The organism is Pseudomonas sp. S10E 269 (assembly GCF_002798465.1).
Classification (GTDB): Bacteria; Pseudomonadota; Gammaproteobacteria; order Pseudomonadales; family Pseudomonadaceae; genus Aquipseudomonas; species Aquipseudomonas pergaminensis.
The window spans coordinates 1118659-1140354 of the sequence record NZ_PHIJ01000001.1 but is presented as its reverse complement, the minus strand read 5'-3'; the positions used below and the strand labels follow the sequence as shown (position 1 = coordinate 1140354).

At 60.0% G+C, this 21696-nt stretch carries 17 protein-coding genes; 5 read left to right on the top strand and 12 right to left on the bottom strand.

What is annotated here, in order from left to right; all coding sequences use genetic code 11:
- Positions 1 to 5 precede the first annotated feature (5 nt).
- The 10 genes from CWC48_RS05360 to yaaA all read right to left on the bottom strand — a co-directional run bounded on the left by CWC48_RS05360 (position 6) and on the right by yaaA (position 14684).
- Positions 6 to 1538 (bottom strand): MBOAT family protein, encoded by a 1533-nt coding sequence (locus CWC48_RS05360; protein ID WP_025855609.1) that lies wholly within the window; start codon positions 1536 to 1538, stop codon positions 6 to 8.
- 180 nt (positions 1539 to 1718) lie between these two features.
- A complete protein-coding gene (locus tag CWC48_RS05355; RefSeq protein WP_099494086.1) occupies positions 1719 to 2828 on the bottom strand; it encodes a mannuronate-specific alginate lyase in 1110 nt (369 codons plus the stop codon).
- 24 nt (positions 2829 to 2852) lie between these two features.
- Positions 2853 to 4298, bottom strand: a complete 1446-nt coding sequence (locus tag CWC48_RS05350) for an alginate O-acetyltransferase (protein ID WP_078050870.1) — start codon at positions 4296 to 4298, stop codon at positions 2853 to 2855.
- Between the two features lie 11 nt (positions 4299 to 4309).
- Positions 4310 to 5899 carry a mannuronan 5-epimerase AlgG gene (gene algG, locus CWC48_RS05345; protein ID WP_078046990.1) on the bottom strand — a complete coding sequence of 530 codons (1590 nt, stop codon included), beginning with the start codon at positions 5897 to 5899 and terminating at the stop codon, positions 4310 to 4312.
- On the bottom strand, positions 5899 to 7386 hold the full coding sequence (locus tag CWC48_RS05340) for an alginate export family protein (protein WP_100491455.1): 1488 nt from the start codon (positions 7384 to 7386) through the stop codon (positions 5899 to 5901). The genes algG and CWC48_RS05340 overlap by 1 nt, the downstream gene beginning before the upstream one ends.
- Positions 7383 to 8807 (bottom strand): alginate biosynthesis TPR repeat lipoprotein AlgK, encoded by a 1425-nt coding sequence (algK, locus tag CWC48_RS05335; RefSeq protein WP_371857037.1) that lies wholly within the window; start codon positions 8805 to 8807, stop codon positions 7383 to 7385. Before algK ends, CWC48_RS05340 begins: the two co-directional genes overlap by 4 nt.
- An 89-nt stretch (positions 8808 to 8896) precedes the next feature.
- A complete protein-coding gene (locus CWC48_RS05325) occupies positions 8897 to 10063 on the bottom strand; it encodes an alginate biosynthesis protein Alg44 (RefSeq protein ID WP_078046993.1) in 1167 nt (388 codons plus the stop codon).
- Between the two features lie 38 nt (positions 10064 to 10101).
- The gene (gene alg8 / locus CWC48_RS05315; protein WP_034102288.1) at positions 10102 to 11583 is read right to left on the bottom strand and encodes a mannuronan synthase; all 1482 of its coding nucleotides are present in this window, start codon (positions 11581 to 11583) and stop codon (positions 10102 to 10104) included.
- Positions 11584 to 11689: 106 nt separating this feature from the next.
- A complete protein-coding gene (locus CWC48_RS05310) occupies positions 11690 to 13006 on the bottom strand; it encodes a nucleotide sugar dehydrogenase (protein ID WP_078046994.1) in 1317 nt (438 codons plus the stop codon).
- A gap of 898 nt (positions 13007 to 13904) precedes the next feature.
- The gene (yaaA, locus tag CWC48_RS05305; protein ID WP_099494088.1) at positions 13905 to 14684 is read right to left on the bottom strand and encodes a peroxide stress protein YaaA; all 780 of its coding nucleotides are present in this window, start codon (positions 14682 to 14684) and stop codon (positions 13905 to 13907) included.
- Between the two features lie 119 nt (positions 14685 to 14803).
- Between yaaA and CWC48_RS05300 the strand changes: the two genes are divergently transcribed.
- The 5 genes from CWC48_RS05300 (at position 14804) to moaE (ending at position 18993) form a co-directional block, all read left to right on the top strand.
- A complete protein-coding gene (locus tag CWC48_RS05300) occupies positions 14804 to 15928 on the top strand; it encodes a polysaccharide deacetylase family protein (RefSeq protein ID WP_099494089.1) in 1125 nt (374 codons plus the stop codon).
- 340 nt (positions 15929 to 16268) lie between these two features.
- Positions 16269 to 17663, top strand: a complete 1395-nt coding sequence (locus tag CWC48_RS05295; protein WP_012722339.1) for a PhoH family protein — start codon at positions 16269 to 16271, stop codon at positions 17661 to 17663.
- A 165-nt stretch (positions 17664 to 17828) separates the two neighbouring features.
- Complete coding sequence (moaC, locus tag CWC48_RS05290) at positions 17829 to 18302, top strand: cyclic pyranopterin monophosphate synthase MoaC (protein WP_016978208.1); 474 nt, start codon at positions 17829 to 17831, stop codon at positions 18300 to 18302.
- Positions 18299 to 18541: a molybdopterin converting factor subunit 1 gene (gene moaD / locus CWC48_RS05285; protein ID WP_100491454.1), complete on the top strand. Its 243-nt coding sequence runs from the start codon at positions 18299 to 18301 to the stop codon at positions 18539 to 18541. Before moaC ends, moaD begins: the two co-directional genes overlap by 4 nt.
- A gap of 2 nt (positions 18542 to 18543) precedes the next feature.
- Positions 18544 to 18993, top strand: coding sequence for a molybdopterin synthase catalytic subunit MoaE (gene moaE, locus CWC48_RS05280; protein WP_100491453.1), 450 nt, complete (start codon positions 18544 to 18546; stop codon positions 18991 to 18993).
- Between the two features lie 131 nt (positions 18994 to 19124).
- On the opposite strand, the gene rhlB is transcribed toward moaE, so the two are convergent.
- Both rhlB and CWC48_RS05270 read right to left on the bottom strand, forming a co-directional pair.
- A complete protein-coding gene (gene rhlB / locus CWC48_RS05275) occupies positions 19125 to 20612 on the bottom strand; it encodes an ATP-dependent RNA helicase RhlB (protein WP_177409526.1) in 1488 nt (495 codons plus the stop codon).
- Positions 20613 to 20708: 96 nt separating this feature from the next.
- Complete coding sequence (locus CWC48_RS05270; protein WP_078046999.1) at positions 20709 to 21365, bottom strand: alpha/beta hydrolase; 657 nt, start codon at positions 21363 to 21365, stop codon at positions 20709 to 20711.
- Between the last annotated feature and the right edge of the window lie 331 nt (positions 21366 to 21696).

Genomic DNA, 21696 nt, shown 5'->3' with positions numbered 1-21696 from the left:
CTCCCTCAGAATTGGAAGTAAAGGAACGGCGAGAAACTCTGCGCCGACAGTTTGAGAATCGACGCCACGAACAGCAGCAGCACCGCAGCGCGCATGGCGTAGCGTGGCCAGTCAGCGGTCCAGTAGGCCGGTTGCACAGCGGCATCCTGGCCAACGGTGAAGCCTGGCTCGTGGATGCTGCCGGGGTTGTCGCCCGGTACGGCCTTGATCAGGCTCGGGTCGGCAGGCTTGGCTTTTTCCGCAGGGCGATTGGTGTAGAAATCGCGCAGGCCGAAGAACGCCAGCGTTGCATACGCCACCACCAGGGTTGCCACTTGCAGGCCGGTGAGGTTGGCGCGGTTGAGTTCCGACAGCGACCACTCGCCAAAGCTGAACATCGCACCGTACATACGGCCGGCGACGTGCAGGTTCTCGGCGCGGAAGATTACCCAGCCCATCACCACCAGCAGGAAGGTGAAGGCCCAACGCACCGGGTTGAAGCTGCGCGGCGAGGTGTTGAGGCCGATGGCTTTTTCAATCGCCAGCCACATGCCGTGCCACGCACCCCACACGATGTAGGTGATGTTCGCACCGTGCCACAGGCCACCGAGCAGCATGGTCAGGAACAGGTTGCGGTAGGTGGTCAGCGTGCCTTTGCGGTTGCCGCCCAGAGTGATGTACAGGTAGTCACGCAGCCAGGTGGAGAGGCTGATGTGCCAGCGCCGCCAGAACTCGGTGATCGACTGGCTGATGTAGGGCTGTTTGAAGTTTTCCATGAAGCGGAAACCCATCATCAAGCCCAGGCCGATGGCCATGTCGCTGTAACCGGAGAAGTCGAAGTACAGCTGCGCGGTATAGGCGAGCGCACCGAGCCAGGCATCGCCGGTGGTGGGGTTTTGCAGAGCGAAGCAATGGTCGGCCACCACCGCCAGCGTGTCGGCGATAAAGACTTTCTTGATGAAACCCTGCATGAACCGCGTGCAGCCCTCGGAGAATTTGTCGAGGGTGTGGGTGCGGTTGTTGAACTGGTCGGCCAGGTCGCGAAAACGCAACACCGGGCCGGCGATCAGGTGCGGGAAGATCGCCACGAACGCCGCAAAGTCGATGAGGTTGCGGGTTGCTGGGGTATCACCGCGGTACACGTCGATGATGTAGCTGATGGACTCGAAGATGTAGAACGAGATCCCGATCGGCAACAGCACGTGGGTGAGGATAAAGGGCTCCAGGCCCGCCGACTTCATCATCACGTTGATGCTGTCGACGCCGAAGTTGGCGTACTTGAAGTAGCCGAGGATGCACAGGTCGACCGCCACGCCGAGCAACAGCCAGCGTTGGGCCGGCTTGGTGCGCACACCGGCTGCCCCGACCTTGAGGCCGATCCAGTAGTTCCACAGCGTCACGGCGGCGAACAGCGCCAGGAAGTCCACTCGCCACCAGGCGTAGAACACATAGCTGGCAATCAGCAGCAGCAGGTTGCGATAGCGTTGCCCGCTCAAGTAGTACAAGCCGAGAAAGATCGGCAAGAACAGAAACAGGAACACATTGGACGAGAAAACCATCCCGATCTCTCCATGTTTAACCAACAGTCAAGGGCCAGAGCCCCCCCAAACCCCCCCATCAAATCCGGGAGGGTGTACATGTTTCAGTGTGGGAGCTGGCTTGCCTGCGATAGCGGTGTGTCAGTCGACATCCATGTAGGATGTCAGATAGCTATCGCGGGCAAGCCCGCTCCCACAGGTTCAGGAACCTTTATTGCCCTTTTCATGCGTCGGGTCGTAGACCTTGGTCAGGTCGCCCCCGAGGCGGAAGGTCTTGAACGGTTGCATCCCGTGCTTGCGCTCGATCACATCCGGGGCGCAGGTGTAGAGGGTGCAGAACGGTTCGAGCCAGGCAAACTTCATGTCTTCCTTCAGGTCTTTCATGTCCTGCTCTTTGCCGTTCTTCTGCTCGAAGATCTCCGGGTCTTTCACCCCGGCGAGCACTTTGTCGCCCAAGCGTTTGAGTGCGCCGTTGTTTTCCTGGCGCAGGTCCACACCGTTGACCAAGGCAAAACTGGCGATCATCGACAGCGGCGGCAGCGCGTAGTTGTGGTACGACAAGGCGCGTTGCTGACGCTTCAGTTCGTTCGGCAGGAAGCCCTGGTCATCGACCTGGTTCGCGCCGACCTTGTATTCCTTCACGGCCCAATCAAACAGGTCGCGACGGTTGGTGGCGACGGACGTTGCCATCACCGACCAGGCGGCCCAGTAGGAGTGGTTGTTGGTTTTTTCCAGCGGCAGGTTGTCCCAGTCGCTCACCACCTGATCGGCCAGTTTGTTGAACCAGGCTTCGATCAGTTGCGCTTCCTGCTGGTGGTTGGCCAGCGGGTGCGACTCGGAGAACTTCAGGCGCACATAGGCCGACGCCATGCTGCCCAGCGCCCATTTGCGCATGGACTTGCCGGTGTGGTTGAAGTCCTTGGACATCAACGCATCCGCCTTGGCCCAGCTGGTCAGCCAGTTGAGCGTGCATTCCAATTGCTCCGGACGACCGTCGCGCATGAACTGCATCACACGCTTGCTGGTGTCTTTTTCCAGCTTGGTGATGTCGGCGGTGCTGTCGCGAAAGGCTTTTTCGGATTGCACATTCAGCGTGGAACGGGCCTTGTCCGAACCTTCGTACTTGCTGCGAAATTGCAGCGAGCCGGTGTACGGCGCCGGCATGGCGTCGCAGTCATTCTTGAAGTCGCCGGTCTTGAACGCTTCCACCGGGGCGAAGTAGCCCTGGGGTGGACGCAGTGGCGCGGCGGCGTTGACTGAGCCGGCGAACATCGCCAGGCCCAGCAGCGTTGGAATCAATATGTTCTGCATAGGTAACCTCATTGCGCACTTACTTCACGGCAGCGAAGCAGTCTTCTGACCGCCGCTAGGGAATACGTTGCGTGTGCAAATTTTCGCTTCGACTTTCTGCGCGGCAGCGCCCGCTTCCGGACCCTGCACTTCCACGGCCAGCAAGTTCTGCGAGGCCCAGTCTTCATCGGTGCGCAGTTCAAAGGCGAAACGCCCGTCTGTATCGGATGTTTCGGGTTTCTCGATCTTGATGTCCTCGTGGCGCCCGTTCATGTACCAGAGGGTGGCTTGCAGGGTTTTCACCGACGGGTCGGCGAAGCGGATATCAACCTGGTGATTGGCGTTACGCAGGTCTTTGTTCGAACTGTTAACCAGCAATTCGTTCTTGCCGGGTTTCAAGGTGGTGCTGGCTGTCATCTGTGCGGTCTTGCCTTCGCAGCCGTTGTCGAGCAGCGACATCATCTGGCGATAGATGGTCTCCTGGTCGAGGCGGTACAGCGGCGAGAACTCCCAGATCAGGATCTTTGGCGGGGTCTTCTGGAATTCATCGCTGCCCAGGTACTGGATCATCGAGCCTTCGAGGCCACCGCCGGGGAAGGCGACGTTGAGGATGTCAGCACCGATTTCCTGTTCCAGGAAGCCGGCGAAGTTGTAGTTCTTGCCGCTGTGGCTGGTACCCACCAGGGTGATCTGCGGGTTGCCCGAATCGCCGAACAGGTCGCCGTCGCCCGCTTCGCCCTTGGGCTCGGTGGTGAACTGGTCCATGTACTGGATCGCGTAGCTGGTGCCGCACAGCTGGCCGGCCATGTTGTGTAGGGTGCCGGTCTTACCCATGCGCCCGGAGCGCTTGGTTTCGAATTCGCGCTTGGGAATATCGGCGAACTCAGGCATGGCACGCACTTTGGCACCGACGATTTTTGCGGTGCGCTGGGCGCCGTACGGCGTCCAGTGTTGGTCGCCACGGAAGTAGAAATCGTGGGCCGGCAGTTCATCCGGAAGCTGTTCGTTGGTCAGCGGCGACAGGTCCGGCACGACGTAACCCATCTTGGCGAAACGCCCGAGCATGGTTTTGTAGTTACCCAGCGCCTTGTCAAAGTCGAACTTGGCCTTCTCTTCCGGGTTGAGCTTGTTGCGATTCACCAGGCCACGGGTCGGCTGGTAGACCACCACCAGTTCCACACCCTTGGCCTTGAACGCATCGTGCAACTGCTGCATGCGTTTGTAGCCGGACGGGGTGGTGTCGAACTCTGTACGCAGGTCTTCCTGGGTACGGAACAGCCAGTCGCCCTGGGCTTGCACCAGGGTGGTGAAGTTCTGCTGGTAGCGTGTGGTGTAGTTCTTTGCATCGTGGGCGGCCGGGCACAGGCTGCAGCACGGCTCGGCGGTGAAGGTCGGTGCCTTGACTTCGTCGGCGCGTACGCCTTGGCTGGCCGCGAGCAGGCCGAGGGTCAGACCCGAGAGGCTCAGCAGTTTGATCATGTGTGGGTGCATAAGGGTCATCCTCAGTCCTGCAATTCAGTCTGGCGTTCGACAGGGTCGATCAGCACGGCTTTCTGCTGGCGTACCAGCAGGTCGAGAATCTCTTCCTGGCGATCGCCCAGCACGCCGTTGAAGCTGATGCCGCTGGACTTGGTCGGCGCCAGCATCGACACGCGGTACAGCTCAACGCTCAATGGCGAGTCGATGGACAGCGGGCCACTGCCGTTACCCGCCAGTTCACCGCCGACCACGATCAGCGAGACCTTGGCGTCGAACGGGTCGAGGGCGATGTCACGGTCGGTGTCGGTCAAGTCCTTGATGTGGCCGTACAGACCCGTCAGGCCGTTGGCCATCGAGGTGTTCTCGTACAACTTGATGTTCACGCTGTTACGCACGCGGATACCGTGGCGACGGTTGGCAATCACCTTGTTGCCCCACAGCAGGTTGTCACCGCTCTCATAGAGCGTGATGCCGTCGGTGTGGTTACGGTAGAACTCGTTGTCAGCCACGATGTTGTTGACGCTGTTACGGTCGAGCACCAGGCCCGAGAGCTTGTTGTCGTAGCTGCGGTTGTTGAAGATGAAGCTGTCGTTCACTTCACGGGAAATGATGATGCCGTGCTTCTTCTTGGTGCCATAGACGGTGTTGTCCGCGATGATCAGGCCGTGGGAACGGTCGTGGGGGTCAATGCCGTAGACGATGTTGTCCTTGTAGGTATTGCCCTTGATCACGAAGTTCGTGGTCTCGTAGCAGTAGAAGCCGTACCACATGTCCGAGAACTCGGAGTCGATGATCCAACCGGTCGGCTCGGGACGCTTGAGCACCTTGGCCATGTTCGGCGTGTACTGGGAAATACTCACCCCGTACGACTTACTGTTGGCGTAGCCGAAGCTGGCCATCTTGGTCTTGGAGATGTAAGTCTCGGTGCCGCCCCAGGCCAGCAGGAACGGGCGAAACTCCTTGGGCGACTTGAACAGCGCCGGGCCGTTGGCCTTTTCGCTCCAGCCGGTGACTTTGGTGTCACGCACGAACAACTGGCCGTCGTTGATCAGGAACGAACCGGCTTCCTGGGACAGACGCAGCTCCTGGGTCTTTTTGTCGATTTCCAGGATGCCCTTGCGCCCGACCACGATCGGCAGCTTGGCGAGGAACACGCCCGGCGAGGTCTCGCTCAGGTACTGCTTGGGCACCTTGCCGAGCAAGTCCTTGAGGTTCATGTAGCCGTCGTCGACAAAGATCGCCTGGGGAATACCGTGCTGGCGCACCACCCATTCGGCCATCTTGTTGTCACCGCCGATGAAGTCCTTGAGGGCGTCTTCCTGCATCATGCGGCGGATGCTGATCTTGCCCGGCTTGGCGCGCACGATCTTCTTTTCCATCGCCGCGTCGGTGTAGCCCGACAGGTCCGGCAGGGCCGGCTTGGCCATTTCCAGCGGCGCGGTCGGCGGGCTGGAGATGGTGTAGGTCTTGGCCTGTTGCAGCTCTTTGGCGATGGTCGGCGCTTTAGCCTGCGGCGCGACATCGGCCAGGGCAGCGCCGCTTGCCAGCAGCATCGCTGCCGCCAGCAGGGCCGAGCCTTTGAGGGCTTGAGGGTTCATTGCGCAGGCTCCCATCAGAACTTCCAAATCACGTCGACAAACGCGCGATGCATGTACGAGTCAACCTGGGAGCCATAGGCATCGCCCGGCTTGAACACGCCTGCACGGAAACGCACCAGGGCCGACGGCTCGTCGATCGATTGGCTGAGCGCAGCCGGCAACAGGCCGGTCTTGAAGTACTTGGTGACCACCAGGTCCATCTCCTGGCCCAGGTCCTTCTTGCCGTCTTCAAGCGGCAGGGAAGTGCTGGACAGGATCGCGCCGGTCACGTCGTCGGTGTTGTTCTGCACGGCGTCGATACCGTTGCTGCCCACCGGCTTGTTGCCGTCGACACGCCAGAACTTGTGGTACACCAGGCTGGCGTCGTAGTCCTCGTGCAGCTGCCAGGAACCGAACAGGCTCATGGACTGCATGTTGTTCATTTCGCCACGGAAGGCTTCACCGAAGCGATGCACGCGGGACTGGGTGCCGGTCCAGTTCGAACGGTTGCTTTGCAGGCCGTTCTGCTCGTACTCGGCGCTGGCGCGTGAGTAGGCCGCGCCCACTTGCCACTGCGGGTCAAGGCGCAGGCGCACGCCGAGGTCAGTGGCCCAGCCACTGACATCGTCGCTGCGCTTGGCGTTGGTCGGGCGAGTGCCGTCGGCGTTCAGGGCATTGACCGAATCACGGTCGCCGCGCATGCCGGTGACGCTGGCCCAGTAGTTGACGGTGTTGGTGTTGCGCCAGTTGTAGGCGTCGCTGTTGGCTTCGATACCGAGCCAGCTCAGGTCGCCGTTTTCGCGCTTGTCCAACGAGTCGGTCGGTACGCCGGGTTCCGGGTAGTCGAGCTTGCCGTTGTCATGGGTGTGGTGACCGCGCAGGCCGATCCACTGGCCTGGCGTCCACTGGTAGGCGGCGTCGGCATAGAGGTGCTGGCGGTCCTTGTCCTTGGGCGACAGCTCCTTGAGGTCGGTGCGGTACTCGCTGAAACGTTCGGCGACGCCGACATTGGCCTTGAGCAGGGTGGTGTCGAAGGTCCAGTTCAGCGCTTCGATGTTGGTGTCGCGCCATTGGCCGTCGTCATTGCGCAGGCGCTGGCGGCCCAGCTTGAGGATCTCGCCAGGGTAGGGCGTGAAGCCGCTGTAGCCGACCCAGAATTCGCGCATGGCCAAGTAGTTTTTCTTGGCCTTGCGGTCGTTGTTGGTGGTCTGCTGGTTTTCGTCGTCGGCCGACTGTTGCAGGGTGTCGGTCTCGATGATGTCGCTCGATACCACCGCCTGGCCCATGGCGTAGGCGCTCCAGTTGCCGCTTTCACCGTAGATCCACGGGCGCAGGTCGAGGCCGATACCGTTGACGTCGCCGCCTTTCTGCGTGCCGAGGTCGCGGTCATCTTCGGACTGCGCGGTGGCTTTGACTTCCAGGCCGAAGTTCTTGGCTTCGGTCAGCGCGGCCAGGGTCGGGCACGACCACAGCAGGGCGAAGGTCAGGCCGATACCGGCCTTGACGAATGGGTTGAGCTTCATAGGGATTCCTCGCCGTCTTCTTCTTCCAGGGCGTGCAGTTGCAGCGTGCTCTGGGCCAGGGTGCCGCGGGCGGCCAGTTCCTGTTGCACCAGGCGTTGGCCTTGGGCGCGTTGCTCCGGAGTGAGCGGGGTTTCGAGCTGCGTGGCCAAGTCATTGGCCTCTGGCGTGTCCTGGGCTTTAGCCAATTGGCTGAAGACATAGGCATTCAACGGGTCGGGCTTGGTGCCCTTGCCTTGGGAAAACAACTGGGCGATGGCGAAATCGGCGCTGTTCTGGCCGTTGCGTGCAGCGGTCAGCAAGTGGTCCAGGGCTTTTTGCGGGTAGACCTTGCCCAGGTAGCCACGGCGATAGATCTGGCCGAGGTAGTAATCGGCGGCCACTTCCTTGCCCACGGCTTTTTCGAAGTGGGCTTCAGCGGCCTTGGCGTCGGCCGGCACCCATTTGCCTTCGTAGTAGAGCTTGCCCAGCAACAGCTCGGCGCGCGGTTGGTCGGCGGCGCGGCCGTTGTCCAGGTACTTCATCATCTGGTCGACGTCGCCCAGTTCGGGGAAGTCGTAGAGCAGTTGCGCCAGGCTGACCCACGAAGCCGGGTAGCCAGGGGCGATTTTTTCCAGCAGGGCCTGGGCGGTTTTTTCATCCGTCTTGCCCAGCGAAGCGTCGCCCAGCACGCGTGCCACGCTATCAACACGTTGTGCGGTAACGGTGCCACGGCTGTAGCCGGCTTCCATCTGCTTGAGCAGCTCGGCCTGTTTCTCTGGCTCGGCTTTTTTCTGGTAGACCGTGGCCAACTCGACGTAGCAGATATCGGTGGTGTTCAGCGCGGCTTTACAGATGCGCTCCACATCATCCAGGTGCTGGTCGTAGGTGTCCTGGGTGCGATACAGCAGCACTTGGGCCAGGCCGGCTTCCGGATAACCGGCGGCCTGCCACTTGCTGATCTGCTGCTGGGCATTCACGTTCGGGAAGCTGTGCGGGTATTGCAGGTACAGCATCGCCAGCGGGATCAGGGTGTTGCCTTCGCCATTGGCAAAGGCTTTTTTCAGCAGGCCTTCGGCTTCATGGTGTTCGGCTTCGGTGCTGCCAGGCTTGGCCACCAGCAGGCGACCAAGACGGGCCTGGGCGCGTGGCGAGGTGTCCGCCGCCGCACGGTAGGTGGCTTCAGCCTGTTTGATTTGCGCCGGATCGCGTGTGCCTACCTGGATGTCGGCCAGGCCCACCTGGGCCTCGCTGTAACCCAGGTCTGCCAGCTGCTGGTAATTCTGCTGCGCGGTGACGGTGTCGCCACGTTTCAAAGCTTCGTTAGCCAGGCGTTGGTCGGGCAGGCCGGCGCAACCGGCCAGGCTGACCGCAACAGCTAGCAACGCTACAGTTCCCATGTGGGAGCGGGCTTGCTCGCGAAGGGGCCCTGTCAGTTGATGCATGTGTTGGCTGACACACTGCTTTCGCGAGCAAGCCCGCTCCCACAGGGATTGTGGTGTTTTTGAGAGAGTCATCACAGGCATCTCCTCGCTTACAGACCGTGAGCCATGGCTTTATCGATCAGCCAGTTCAGGGACGGGCCACGGTCGCTGGTCACTTCCACCGGACGACCGGCGTAGGTGCTGTCCAGCGGTGCGTCAGGCTTGATCTGCACGCGGATATCGGAGGACAGGTCGGCGCTGTTCAGGCTGGTGCTGCTGACGATGGTGCCGGTGCGGATCTGTTCTTCGTCGGCCACCTGGAAGGTCACCGGTGTACCTGGGCGAACGTCGGCGAACTGGCGGTAGGTAAAGCGTGCTTCAACATTGGCCAGGCTGCCGCGTGGTACCAGTTGGAAGATCACGTCGCCTTTGTTGGCGTACTGACCGTCGGCGACCATTTGCTGGGCCACTACGCAATCGCAGGGCGACGTCAGGGTGCCGGTCATTTGCTTGCCGAACAGCTCTTCAACCTTGGCCGGTTGCAGTTGGTCTTCGTCCAGGTGGCCCTTGAGCACATCGAGCATGCTGGTGCTGAAGGTCGCCAGTGGCGCGCCTTTGGCAGCGATCCCGTCACCCTTGAGCAGGCTTTGCACAGTGCCGTCGCGCGGCATGGTCACGTTCATGCCCGGTACGCTGACCAGGCCTGCCTGGGCGTGGCTGACGAAGTACATGCCGTACACCGACTTGAAGACAAAACCGAACGCCGCGAGGCCGACCAGGAAGATTGCCAGGCTAAACGTCACGGCGCGCAAGCGGCCGAAGGCGCTCATGTTGCTGCCGCCGTCCTTGACCTTGCGCGCCTTGGTGAAGTTGTCGCGTTGCAGGGTCGCCAGCACGTCGCCCATGGTCACGATGTCACCGGACAGGTGCGAGGTGATCAGGTGGCGCAGGGTGGAAATATCCTGCTGTTCCAGGTTCTGGAACTGGCAACCGGTGCGACCTGTCTGGCGGTCGTAGGAGCGGATCTGCAGTTCCACGTCCATGGCCAGGCCGAGGTTGTCGATGACGAACTGCAGGCGACCCTTGTGCACTTCACCCACGGTCAATGGCTGGGTGGCGGTGAACGCCAGGCCGCCGGCGGACAGGTCGATCACCCGTGCTTCGGTCTGGGTACGGTCGGTGTTGAAGAAGCGCAGCTTGGCCGGGATTTTTACGCGGGCATGTTGGCGCTGGGCTTCGGATTCGTGGACAACATTGGCATTTACTTGGCTGTTCATCAGGGCAATTTCCTAGAGTTAATTCAGGCTTGGCAGGGTCAGACCATCATCAGCAACACGGCGACGAAGATGCTGCCGGCGGAGAAGGTCATGGTCCGAGACGACCAGGTGTTGAACCAACGTTGAAAGCTGGCCAAATCGCGGGTCAGTTTGGTGTCCTGGCGGGTCCAGGACTGTTGATCAAGGCGGAAGAACACGTAGATCTTCACCAGCGCGCCCATGATCTGGTTGTAATAGAGAATCACCGGGTACGCCGGGCCGATCTTGTGACCGGAGCACGACAGCAGCAGGGTCAGAATCAGGCGGGTGATGCCGATCCACAGCAGGTACGCGAGGATGAACGCGCCGCCGTACTTGAAGGTGGCGATGATTGCCACGGTCAGGCCGAGCAGGGAGGTCCACATCGATACGCGCTGGTCGAACAACACGATGCTGGTGAACAGGCCCAACCGACGCATACCCAGGCCCAGGGCACGGGAGTTCTGGCGCAGGTTGTTGCCGTACCAGCGGAACATCAGCTTGCGGCTGGCCTTGATGAAGCTCTTTTCCGGCGGGTGTTCCACGGTGTGGATCGCCGCGTCCGGCACGTAGAAGGTGTCGTAGCCCAGGCGCATCAGGCTGAACCAACTGGACTTGTCGTCACCGGTGAGAAACTTGAAGCGGCCCAGGCGCCAGTGTTGCAGCGAGTCGCTTTCCACGTCGGCGATAAAGCCCGGGTCGGTCACCACGTTGGCGCGGAACACCGACATGCGACCGGTCATGGTCAGTACGCGCTTGGACAGGGCCATGGAGCACATGTTGATGTGGCGCTGGGCGAAGCGCAGCTTGTGCCACTCGCTCATGATGTAGCCGCCGCGCACTTCGCAGAACTCGTTGGTGGTCAGGCCGCCGACATTGCCGAACAGCTGGAACCACGGCACGGTCTTGCGTACCACGCCTTCGGCGAGCACGGTGTCGCCATCGATCACCGCAACCACCGCGCGTTCATCCGGCAGGTGGCGGGAGATGGCGCGGAAACCGAAGGCCAGGCCGTCGCGCTTGCCGGTACCGGCGATACGCACGAAATCGAGCTTCACATGCTCCGGCGGATTCATGCGTTCCCACAGGCTTTTCACCAGCAGCTCATCGGACATTTCCACCAGCGAGCAGACCACGGTGGTGGGGAAGCCGCATTCGATGGCTTCACGGATCACCGAGCTGTACACCTGCGCAGTGGTCAGCGCGTCGATACGGAAGCTGGTGACCATCAGGAACACATGGGACGGGTCGGCGGCCTTGCCCAGCTTGCGCACTTTACGGCGCAGGTGCGGGTAGACCACGTACAGGAACAGCATGCCGCGAAAGAAATGCGTAGCACCCATCGAGTAGCGCCAGATACCGACGGCGCCAATCAGGAAAATAAAATTCTTCGACTCGGAGTCGAACGTACTCGCCGGCAAAAGCAGGGCGAGTCCCATCAGCAGGCTCAGAAAGAACAGCCAGCCGGCGGATTGGAGCAGTACGTGTTTTAACTTGGACATAAGCGTCATCCGAAGGTGATGAAAGCGGCAAGTTGCAAGCCGCAAGCTGCAAGTGGAAGTGCTTTTACTTGCAGCTTGCGGCTCGAAACTTGCCGCTGCTCTTCTGTTACCAGCAAATGCCTTCGGTACGACCGCTCGTGCTGGTGGCCTTGGACATGAAGCCCACCAGGTCGATCACTTGCTTGCCGTGTGGTGCGTTCTGCGCCAGGGCCCGGAACTTCTCATCGCGGTTGCCCAGGATGATCACGTCGGAGTTGTTGATCACGTCGTCGAAGTCCGAGTTGAGCAGGGACGACACGTGCGGGATCTTGCCTTCGATGTAGTCTTTGTTCGCGCCGTGGACACGGGCGTACTCGACGTTGCTGTCGTAGATGCTCAGGTCGTAGCCCTTGCCGATCAGCATTTCGGCCAGCTCGACCAGCGGGCTTTCGCGCAGGTCATCGGTGCCGGCCTTGAAGCTCAGGCCCAGCAGTGCGACTTTGCGTTTGTCGTGGCTGGAGACGATGTCGAAGGCGTTCTGTACCTGGGACTCGTTGCTGCGCATCAGCGAGTTGAGCAGCGGCGCTTCCACGTCCAGGGAGCTGGCGCGGTAGGTGAGGGCGCGCACGTCTTTAGGCAGGCACGAACCACCGAAGGCGAAGCCTGGGCGCATGTAGTACTGGGACAGGTTGAGGGTCTTGTCCTGGCAGACCACTTCCATCACTTCGCGACCGTCGACGCCGACGGCCTTGGCAATGTTGCCGATCTCGTTGGCGAAGGTCACTTTGGTGGCGTGCCACACGTTGCAGGTGTACTTGATCATCTCGGCAACGGCGATGTCCTTGCGGATGATCGGTGCGTCGAGTTCTTCGTACAGCGACTGCAGGACATCGCCGGAGGCTTTGTCGAACTCGCCGATGACGGTCATCGGTGGCAGGTCGTAGTCGGCGATGGCGGTGGATTCACGCAGGAATTCCGGGTTGACTGCAACGCCGAAGTCGACGCCGGCTTTTTTGCCGGAGCAGTCTTCGAGGATCGGGATGACCACGTTGGCCACAGTGCCCGGCAGTACGGTGCTGCGCACAACCACGGTGTGGCGGGTGGCTTTGTCACGCAGGACCAGACCGATTTCGCGGCATACCGCTTCGATGTAGTCCAGCTCCAGATCGCCGTTTTTCTTGCTTGGCGTACCGACGCAAATCATCGACAGGTCGGTATCGCGGATGGCTTCGGCGAAGTTGGTGGTGCCACGCAGTCGGCCAGTTTCGATACCCTGGCTCAACAGCTCGCCCAGACCTGGTTCAACGATTGGCGATTTGCCCGCATTGATCAGGTCAATCTTGTCCTTGGAGATGTCTACGCCAACCACTTCGTGGCCGCGGGCAGACAGGCAACCGGCACATACTGCGCCAACGTAACCGAGACCAAATATGCTGATGCGCATCGCATTTACCTCTTTGTCATTCAAGACTGTGTTAATCATGCCAATTAATGGCCGGAGTTCATGTTTGCAAGCGTCACTGATGCCACGGAAGTTGAGCGAATAGACGCCGACTTACCGCGTACAGGCATGTTAAATAGTGAGTGACTAACTATTGCACTCAAGTTGTGCGCAACTTGGCCTTGTTATTGGGGCTTGCCCTGAAATGCAGCCAGCCTTCCTGGGAGAAGGGCTCGGCGCCAGTGCCGCATGGCTTTGATAGGGGGCTTTAAGCCTTAAATATCAATGCCTTGGGTTGTCTCACTGACCCATTAGGGTAAGCACAGCCTTGGCCTTATAGTTCGTGGCAATTGATCCTTATCGCCGCTCTCAACTAATCGGTTGGTAATGTGACCACTGAGTCAAAGTTAATGTGACAACTTCGCTACTTCCGTTGGTCTGCCGTGTAAGTCATCTCCTACAGAAACAGAGAATTTCGTTACCGGTGGTATGAGCGGTGCTTTAGGACGAAGTTCCAGCCCACTCATCCTGTTTCCTGAAATTTCTTGAAATATTGGCAAAGATGGCACTAGTACTATATTGATAGCACTTGCTATTTGGGCCAGTAGTTATAGGGAGTTGGCACGCTGGGATAGTTTTGTGCCACTAGTGTTTTAAAAAAGTGGTGCCACTACGAAAAAAATCGACGAATGTCGAGTGAAAGAATTGTTAGAGATGAGTCAGGATATTTTTTGACGCCAAAATAATGACGATTCCCTGATTGAAATGCGCAAAAAAATGTGGGAGCTGGCTTGCCTGCGATGCCGGTGTATCAGTCAGAAATGAATCGACTGATGCACCGCCATCGCAGGCAAGCCAGCTCCCACAGTTGAGATTCAGTGCGGCGAAAGGAGCGGCCGCTTTATTCCGGTGCGTGATCGCGCAAGAACACCAAATTGTCCGGCTTCGACTGCTCGGCATTGAAGCGATAGCCCTGCACGTCAAACTGCTTGAGCTTGGCCGGGTCGTTGATGCGCTCTTCGATCACAAAGCGGCTCATCATGCCCCGCGCCTTCTTGGCGTAGAAACTGATGATCTTGTACTGGCCGTTCTTCAGGTCCTTGAACTCGGTATTGATGATTCGCGCATTCAGCGCAGTGCGCTTGACCGCCGAAAAGTATTCGTTGGAGGCCAGGTTGAGCAGCACGTCGTCGCCTTGTTCGGCCAGCGCTTCGTTAAGCCATTCGCTGATGCGCGTGCCCCAGAAGGCGTACAGGTCCTTGCCACGGGCGTTAGGCAGCTTGGTGCCCATCTCCAGGCGGTACGGCATCATCAAGTCCAAGGGCCGCAGCAGACCGTATAGGCCCGAGAGCATGCGCAAGTGATCCTGGGCGTAGGAGAAGTCGGCATCGCTGAAGGTTTCGGCATTCAAGCCGGTGTACACATCGCCTTTGAACGCCAGCAACGCCTGCTTGGCGTTGGCGGGGGTGAAGGCAGGGGTCCAACTGCCGAAGCGGGCGGCGTTGAGGCCGCCGATTTTGTCGGATACGTGCATCAGTTCGCTGATTTGCGCCGGGCTGAAGGTGCGCAGTTGCTCGATCAGCTCCTGGGAGTGGTCCAGGTACTGCGGCAGGGTAAAGCGCTGCGTCGCTGGCGCGGTCTCGAAATCGAGGGTCTTGGCGGGGGAAATCACCATCAGCATGAAGTCGTCTCCTGTAAACGTGGGGGGATTCTAGGGGGTTGGGCGGTTTGACTCCACCTATGATGGCGATAGGCGCGATCCGCTATGATGGCCGGTGACTCTGGAGAGGGAGACCCCGTGTGCGAATTGCGCTTTTGTTGTCGGCTTGCTTGTTGTGCCTCAATGCCCACGCGGCGCCCGTGGATGTGGCCAGCCTGGACCGCAGCACCTGGCCGGAAAAACTCGGCAGCCCGGCGCTGTTCGATGTGGCCTCGCGCGCGGAAATCCTCATGTTCGCCCACAGCCTGCTGGCCAGCGAGAACCAGGACGAGGCCGCGCTCAAGCAGCGCCTGGGCCTGAAGATCATCAACCTGGCCGCCATCGATGACCTGCGCCGCCAGCTCTGGCAGCGTCTGTTGGAGAACTACACCTTCGCCCAGCAAAGCTGCGAGGAGGACGCCTCATTCTGCTACCTGGTCGAGAGCATGGACGACCTGCGCGAGCAGGCCGGCAAGTTCGAGGTCAGCGAAAACTCCTTCTATATAGGCTGGGCCGGCCCCAGCCATGTCTTCCACGAACGTTATCTGGACGAGTTGCTGCGCAAGGCCGCGCTGTTCCCGCAGATCAGCAGCGAAATCGCGCGCTTCGGCGACCATGAACGTAATGGCGACGAATTCAACGATCGCTTGTTCCTGCTCACGTTTGACGGCGGCCCGGCACCGGTCAGCGGCAACACCGATTGGCTCACCGACTACCTGCGCAAGCAGAAGATGAACGCGACGTTCTTTGCCCTCGGCAGCAGCCTGCAAACCCGTGTGGAGCGCAGTTCGGTCGCCGATGTGCAGGCGTTGTACCAAGGCCAGTGCGTCGGCACCCAGGGCTGGCAGTATCGCTCCCACAGCCATTGGGTGGATTGGCAGGGTTCGATTACCCGCAGCGCCTCGCTGGCGCAAAACCTGATGCCGGAAAACTACGTGCCGCTGTTCCGTCCGCCCTATGGCCAACGCCGTGCGGACAGCCAGGGCTTTTTCCAGGCACAGGGCCTGCAAGTGGCGTTGTGGGACATTGATTCCCAGGACGAACCGGGCAAGCTCAAGGCCGAAGAATCGGCGCAACGGGTGCTGACGTTGATGCTGCTGTGGCGCAAGGGTGTGATTGTTTTTCATGACACCCAGGACAAGGCACGGGTGGCGTTGCCGATCTTGTTGCAGGCGACGGCGCAGAGTGGTCTGGGTTGGCAGGACTGCCGAGAGGCGTTTCGCTGAAAATGCCCGGCCCTGTTGGGGATAAGGCCTTTTTGGGGTGATTTTTTGCGATGTTTCGATGCAGGCGGACTTCCGACTTTAGCGGGGTACGTGGCACTCGACTAGTGCTATTCGTCATCCTGAAAAATAAACTTCAAAAAAGCGTCAAAGTGCTTTTTCCTGTCATGGGTTTTGCGGTATTACGAAGTCAGATCGCCGAAACCTGCAGCACAGGTGGCGTCTTCCAAGACTCCTCATGTGGGCACTGCGCTTGACGTCACTCAGGTGCAGTCGGTGGTCGAATCGAGGCGCAGCACCGCCCAGGTATTGCGTCGACTGGCTCCCACAAAGGTGACCGAGTATGGATGATCATGGACGTAACCCTTCTTCCGACCAGCCAATCCTTTATGTGCTTGATACCAACGTACTGATTCACGATCCAAACGCACTGCTCAACTTCGAAGAACACCACGTCGCCATCCCGATGATCGTGCTTGAGGAGCTCGACAAACTCAAAAGCGGGCACCACAGCGTTGCCGCCGAATGCCGCCAGGCCATCCGCCTGATCGACAAGACATTGGGCGAAGCGTCGCCGGAAGACGTCGAAGTCGGCGTACCGATCCAGCGCGGCAAAAGCGGACCCAAGGGGTTGCTGTCGATTCTGATGAGCAAGCGCAGCGAGCCCAACAGCCTGCTGCCGGAAAATCTGAACGACAACAAAATCATCAACCAATTGATCGACCTGCACGCACGCGACAAGGACCTGCGCCTGGTGCTGGTGACCAAAGACATCAATATGCGCCTCAAGGCACGAGCGTGTGGGATCGCTGCCGAGGACTACAGCACCGACCAACTGGTCGACGACGTGTCGATGCTCTCCCGTGGGTATCACACGGTGACGGGCTCCTTCTGGGACCTGGTCAGCAAAGTCGAAACCCGTCAGGACCATGGCCGCACCTGGCACCAGGTGCAGTTGATCGACAACCTGCCGGCCGTGCACATCAACGAGTTCATCATCGACGAGCAGGGCTTCGTGGGCTGGATCAAAGAGATCCAGGTCGACAAGTTGCTGATCCTCGACCTGCATCAGGAACCCCTGTTGCACCAGGAAGCCTGGGGCCTGAAACCGCGTGATATCTACCAGAGCCTGGCGCTGTACGCGCTGCTCGACCCGGACATTCACCTGGTCAACCTGACCGGCGCCGCAGGCTCGGGGAAAACCATCCTCGCCCTGGCCGCCGCCATCGAGCAAACCATGGTGACCAAGCGCTATCGCCGCATCATCGCCACCCGCAGCGTGCAGGGCCTGGACCAGGAAATCGGTTTCCTGCCCGGCACCGAGGCGGAAAAAATGGAGCCGTGGCTGGGGGCGATCACCGACAACCTCGAAGCCTTGCACATGGATGACGAAAACACCCATGGCAGCGTCGACTACATCCTCAGCAAAGTGCCGTTGCAGTTCAAATCCCTCAACTACATCCGAGGTCGCAGCTTCCAGCAAAGCCTGATTTTGATCGATGAATGCCAGAACCTTACCCCGCACCAGATGAAAACCATCATCACCCGTGCGGGCGCCGGTTCCAAAGTGGTGTGCCTGGGCAACCTGGCACAGATCGACACCCCTTACCTGTCCGCGACCAGCTCCGGGCTGACGTACCTGACGGAACGCTTCAAAGACTTCCCGAACGGCGTGCACATTGCGCTGCAAGGGGTTCCACGTTCGATTCTGGCTGAATACGCCGAATCTCACCTGTAAAAACACAGCCAGTGCAGGAGCTGGCTTTTGTGGGAGCTGGCTTGCCTGCGATAGCATCACCGCGATGTGACTGACACACCGAGGTGCCTGCATCGCAGGCAAGCCAGCTCCCACATTTGTTATGCGTTGGGTTTACAATCGATGCTCCTGATCAGGAGTATCCCTGTGCTGACTCATCTCGATTCCCAAGGCCGCGCCCATATGGTCGACGTCACCGACAAGTCCGTGACCTTCCGTGAGGCGGTGGCTGAAGCGCGTGTGCGCATGCTACCCGAGACCCTGAAAATGATTGTCGATGGCGCCCACCCCAAGGGCGACGTGTTTGCCGTGGCCCGTATTGCCGGAATCCAGGCGGCGAAAAAAACCAGCGACCTGATCCCCCTGTGCCACCCGCTGATGCTCACGGGCGTCAAGGTCGAGCTGAGTGCCGATGGCGTGGACGCTGTGCATATCCTGGCGCGCTGCAAACTCTCCGGCCAGACCGGCGTGGAGATGGAAGCCCTCACCGCCGCCAGCGTCGCGGCCTTGACGATCTACGACATGTGCAAGGCCGTGGATCGCGGTATGACCATCGAAAGCATTCGCCTGCTGGAAAAGCTCGGCGGCAAAAGCGGGCACTTCAAGGCGGACCAGGCATGAGTATCAACGTATTGTTTTTTGCACGTTACGCCGAAGCGGTGGGCTTTGATTCGTTGGAGATGGAGGGCGACTTCGCCACTGTCGACGCGGTGCGTCTGGCGCTGGCCAGTGACCCGGAGTTTGCAGTGCTCAACGAAACCAGCCTGATGTGCGCGCGCAACGAAGAGATGTGCAGCCTTGATGAACCGGTGCAAGCCGGTGATGAAGTGGCCTTTTTCCCGCCCGTGACCGGAGGCTGAACATGGCCATTCGTGTACAGGCTGAGCCGTTCGACCCCGGCGCCGAGGTCAACGCGATGCATGCGGCCAATGTCGGCGTAGGCGCGGTGGTGAGCTTTGTCGGCTATGTGCGCGACTTCAACGATGGCCGCGACGTGTCGGGAATGTTCCTTGAACACTACCCCGGCATGACCGAGAAAGCCCTGGCCAAGATCGTCGTGGAAGCCGAACAACGCTGGCCGTTGCTCAAGCTGGAGGTGCTGCACCGTGTGGGCGCGCTGGAACCGGGTGAGCCGATTGTGTTCGTCGCGGCAGCCAGCGCCCATCGCCAGGCTGCATTTGATGCCTGTGCGTTTGTGATGGATTACTTGAAGACGCGGGCGCCGTTTTGGAAGAAGGAAAATACCAGTGAGGGGCCGCGTTGGGTGGAAGGGCGCAGTAGCGACCACGCCGCTGCAGACCGCTGGAAGTAGCTGGCTAAACACAAAACCCAATGTGGGAGCGGGCTTGCTCGCGAATGCGCAGTGTCAGTCAATGAATCTGGTACTGATACACCGCATTCGCGAGCAAGCCCGCTCCCACATTTTTTTACTGCATTCCAGCTTTAGGGGCGTTTGCGTTCTACCGGGCGCAACAGATGCGTCGGCGGCGTCTCGCAGCTGATCTTGCGCCCCAACAGCGCCTCGATCGACGGCAGCTGATACGAGTCATCTTCCCCAGCAAAGCTGATCGACACCCCCGCCGCCCCGGCACGGCCGGTGCGGCCAATGCGGTGCACGTAGTCGTCCGGCACTTCCGGCAGGGTGAAGTTGATCACGTGGCTGATGCCGTCGATGTGAATCCCGCGACCTGCCACGTCAGTGGCCACCAGCACGCGAATTTTGCCTTCGCGGAAACCTTCCAGGGTCTTGATGCGCTTGTGTTGCGGCACATCGCCCGACAGTTGCGCAGCGTTCACACCATCGCGTACCAGGCGTTCTTCGATGCGGCGCACTTCGTCCTTGCGGTTGGCGAACACCATTACCCGCTCCCAGCCATTGTCGTTGACCAGGTTGTAGAGCAGTTTGTATTTGTCGGCACCGGCCACGGCGTAGATGTGTTGCTCGACGTTTTCGCTGGCAACGTTAAGCGCCTCGATCTCGACGATGGACGGGTCGGTGGTCCATTGCTTGGCGAGGTTCATCACGTCTTCGGTGAAGGTCGCGGAGAACAGCAGGGTTTGGCGTTCGCTTTTCGGCGGGGTCTGGCGAATGATCTGACGCACTTGCGGGATAAAGCCCATGTCGAGCATGCGGTCGGCTTCGTCCAGTACCATCACTTCGACCATGTCCAGGTGCACGTCGCCGCGCTGGTTGAAGTCCAGCAGGCGGCCCGGTGTCGCCACCAGGATGTCGCAATGGCGGGCTTCGAGGTGCTTGAGCTGCTTGTCGAAGTCCATGCCACCGACGAACGTCATCACGTTGAGGCCGGTGTACTTGGTCAGGTCGGCGGCGTCCTTGGCGATCTGTACCACCAGCTCCCGGGTCGGGGCGATGATCAGTGCGCGCGGTTCACCCATGTAGCGCTCTTTCGGCGGCGGCGTCTGCAGCAACTGGGTGATGATCGAGATCAGGAACGCGGCGGTCTTGCCGGTACCGGTCTGGGCGCGGCCAATGGCGTCTTTGCCCGCCAGGGTAAAGCCCAGCACCTGCGCCTGGATCGGCGTGCAGTACGGGAAGCCCAGGTCCTGGATGGCGTGCATCAGTTCCGGGGCCAGTTTGAAATCGTGGAAGCGAGTCTTGCCTTCCTGGGGCTCGACGACGAAATCTTCGAGCTTCCATGGGGTCACGGGCGGTTTTGGCGCACGTTCGCGACGCGGCTTGGGGGCGACGGGCGCGGCGGCTGCGACTGGCACGGGAGCGGCTTCAACCGGTTGCGCCGGTTCAGGCGGCGTCACGGTCGGCTTCTTCGGCTGGGCGGCAGGTGCGGTCCGGCCGGGCTGTTGACCGTCGTTGCGGCTGCCGGGTGTCGGGACAGGAGCACTGGGAACTGGCGCGAGCGGCTCAGCCTCGCTTTTGCCGAACATCTTCTTAAGTGCTTTGAGCACGGTGATCTCATTAATTGGTTAAGGAATGTACGCCGGCCAGTGTAATGCAAGAATCGGGCGCGGCGTAGTGCGTCTGTCATACGGCTACATAAACGGCAGTGTTCAACCCAGGCGAGCGGTCAACCAGGCACCGATATCACGGATCTCTTCAGGTAACACTTCGTGGCCCATTGGGTATTCCTGCCATGTCACGGTGACACCACGGCTCTTCAAATGCTCGTAGGCGCTGCGGCCCATGGCGTTCTGCACTACGTCATCGTACTGGCCGTGCAGGCACAGGGTGGGAATGCGCTGCTGGCTGGCAGACAATTCCAGCGCGTTATCGAAGGTCGGTGCATACGTGGAAAGGGCGATCACGCCACCCAACGGTCCTTCCCAATTCATAAACGCGGTGTGGAAAACCACGGCGCCGCCCTGGGAAAAACCCGCGAGGAAAATCCGCGAAGCGTCTATTCCGGTTCTCTTCTGCGCTTCGATCAAATCCGCGACCATGCTGGCCGAGACTTCCAGCTCCTCCAGGCTGATGGAGCGGGCAGGGCTCATGGCCTTGATGTCGTACCAACTGGGCATCTCGTAGCCACCGTTGATCGTCACCGGGCGGGTGGGCGCTTGGGGCAAAACGAAGCGGGTGGTCAGCAAAGTTTCCTGCAACGCTTCGGCCACCGGCAGGAAGTCGTAGCGATCGGCACCCAGGCCATGCAACCAGATTACGCAGGCGTCTGCGGGCTTGGCGGGCTGAAGAATCAAGGGTTCGGTCATGTCTGCTCCATTAATGTGCGTGCGCTCCGATTAAGTGCGACGGAACGGTGCGCCGCTGGTTGATCTGTTAAGAGAATGTCGCAAGGTTGAATCTTTTGCACTTGATCATGGGCTGAAACGGCTCAGCCGGCACTCTGGTACGCGCCTTGCTATGTGTAGGTCGATGTCAGAACTTTCCTGGGACGGTAACACTATCAGTGACTGCCGCTTGTGGGATAGCAACTGGAATTACTGCGACAACTTCATGCCGCTTGACCCTAAAAAAAGCCAACACGGGTCGATATCGCCTCATAAGGGTGCGCTGAGGTTCGAGCTCCGACACAACAAGAGC

Bases quoted from the DNA above. Each gene is read 5' to 3' on its own strand.
- CWC48_RS05350 (WP_078050870.1), bottom strand. From the start codon at position 4,298: ATGCACCCACACATGATCAAACTGCTGAGCCTCTCGGGTCTGACCCTC.
- CWC48_RS05295 (WP_012722339.1), top strand. From the start codon at position 16,269: ATGGATGATCATGGACGTAACCCTTCTTCCGACCAGCCAATCCTTTAT.
- CWC48_RS05360 (WP_025855609.1), bottom strand. From the start codon at position 1,538: ATGGTTTTCTCGTCCAATGTGTTCCTGTTTCTGTTCTTGCCGATCTTT.
- CWC48_RS05325 (WP_078046993.1), bottom strand. From the start codon at position 10,063: ATGAACAGCCAAGTAAATGCCAATGTTGTCCACGAATCCGAAGCCCAG.
- algK (WP_371857037.1), bottom strand. From the start codon at position 8,807: ATGCATCAACTGACAGGGCCCCTTCGCGAGCAAGCCCGCTCCCACATG.
- alg8 (WP_034102288.1), bottom strand. From the start codon at position 11,583: ATGTCCAAGTTAAAACACGTACTGCTCCAATCCGCCGGCTGGCTGTTC.
- moaE (WP_100491453.1), top strand. From the start codon at position 18,544: ATGGCCATTCGTGTACAGGCTGAGCCGTTCGACCCCGGCGCCGAGGTC.
- CWC48_RS05310 (WP_078046994.1), bottom strand. From the start codon at position 13,006: ATGCGCATCAGCATATTTGGTCTCGGTTACGTTGGCGCAGTATGTGCC.
- moaD (WP_100491454.1), top strand. From the start codon at position 18,299: ATGAGTATCAACGTATTGTTTTTTGCACGTTACGCCGAAGCGGTGGGC.
- yaaA (WP_099494088.1), bottom strand. From the start codon at position 14,684: ATGCTGATGGTGATTTCCCCCGCCAAGACCCTCGATTTCGAGACCGCG.
- CWC48_RS05340 (WP_100491455.1), bottom strand. From the start codon at position 7,386: ATGAAGCTCAACCCATTCGTCAAGGCCGGTATCGGCCTGACCTTCGCC.
- algG (WP_078046990.1), bottom strand. From the start codon at position 5,899: ATGGGAGCCTGCGCAATGAACCCTCAAGCCCTCAAAGGCTCGGCCCTG.
- CWC48_RS05270 (WP_078046999.1), bottom strand. From the start codon at position 21,365: ATGACCGAACCCTTGATTCTTCAGCCCGCCAAGCCCGCAGACGCCTGC.
- CWC48_RS05355 (WP_099494086.1), bottom strand. From the start codon at position 2,828: ATGCAGAACATATTGATTCCAACGCTGCTGGGCCTGGCGATGTTCGCC.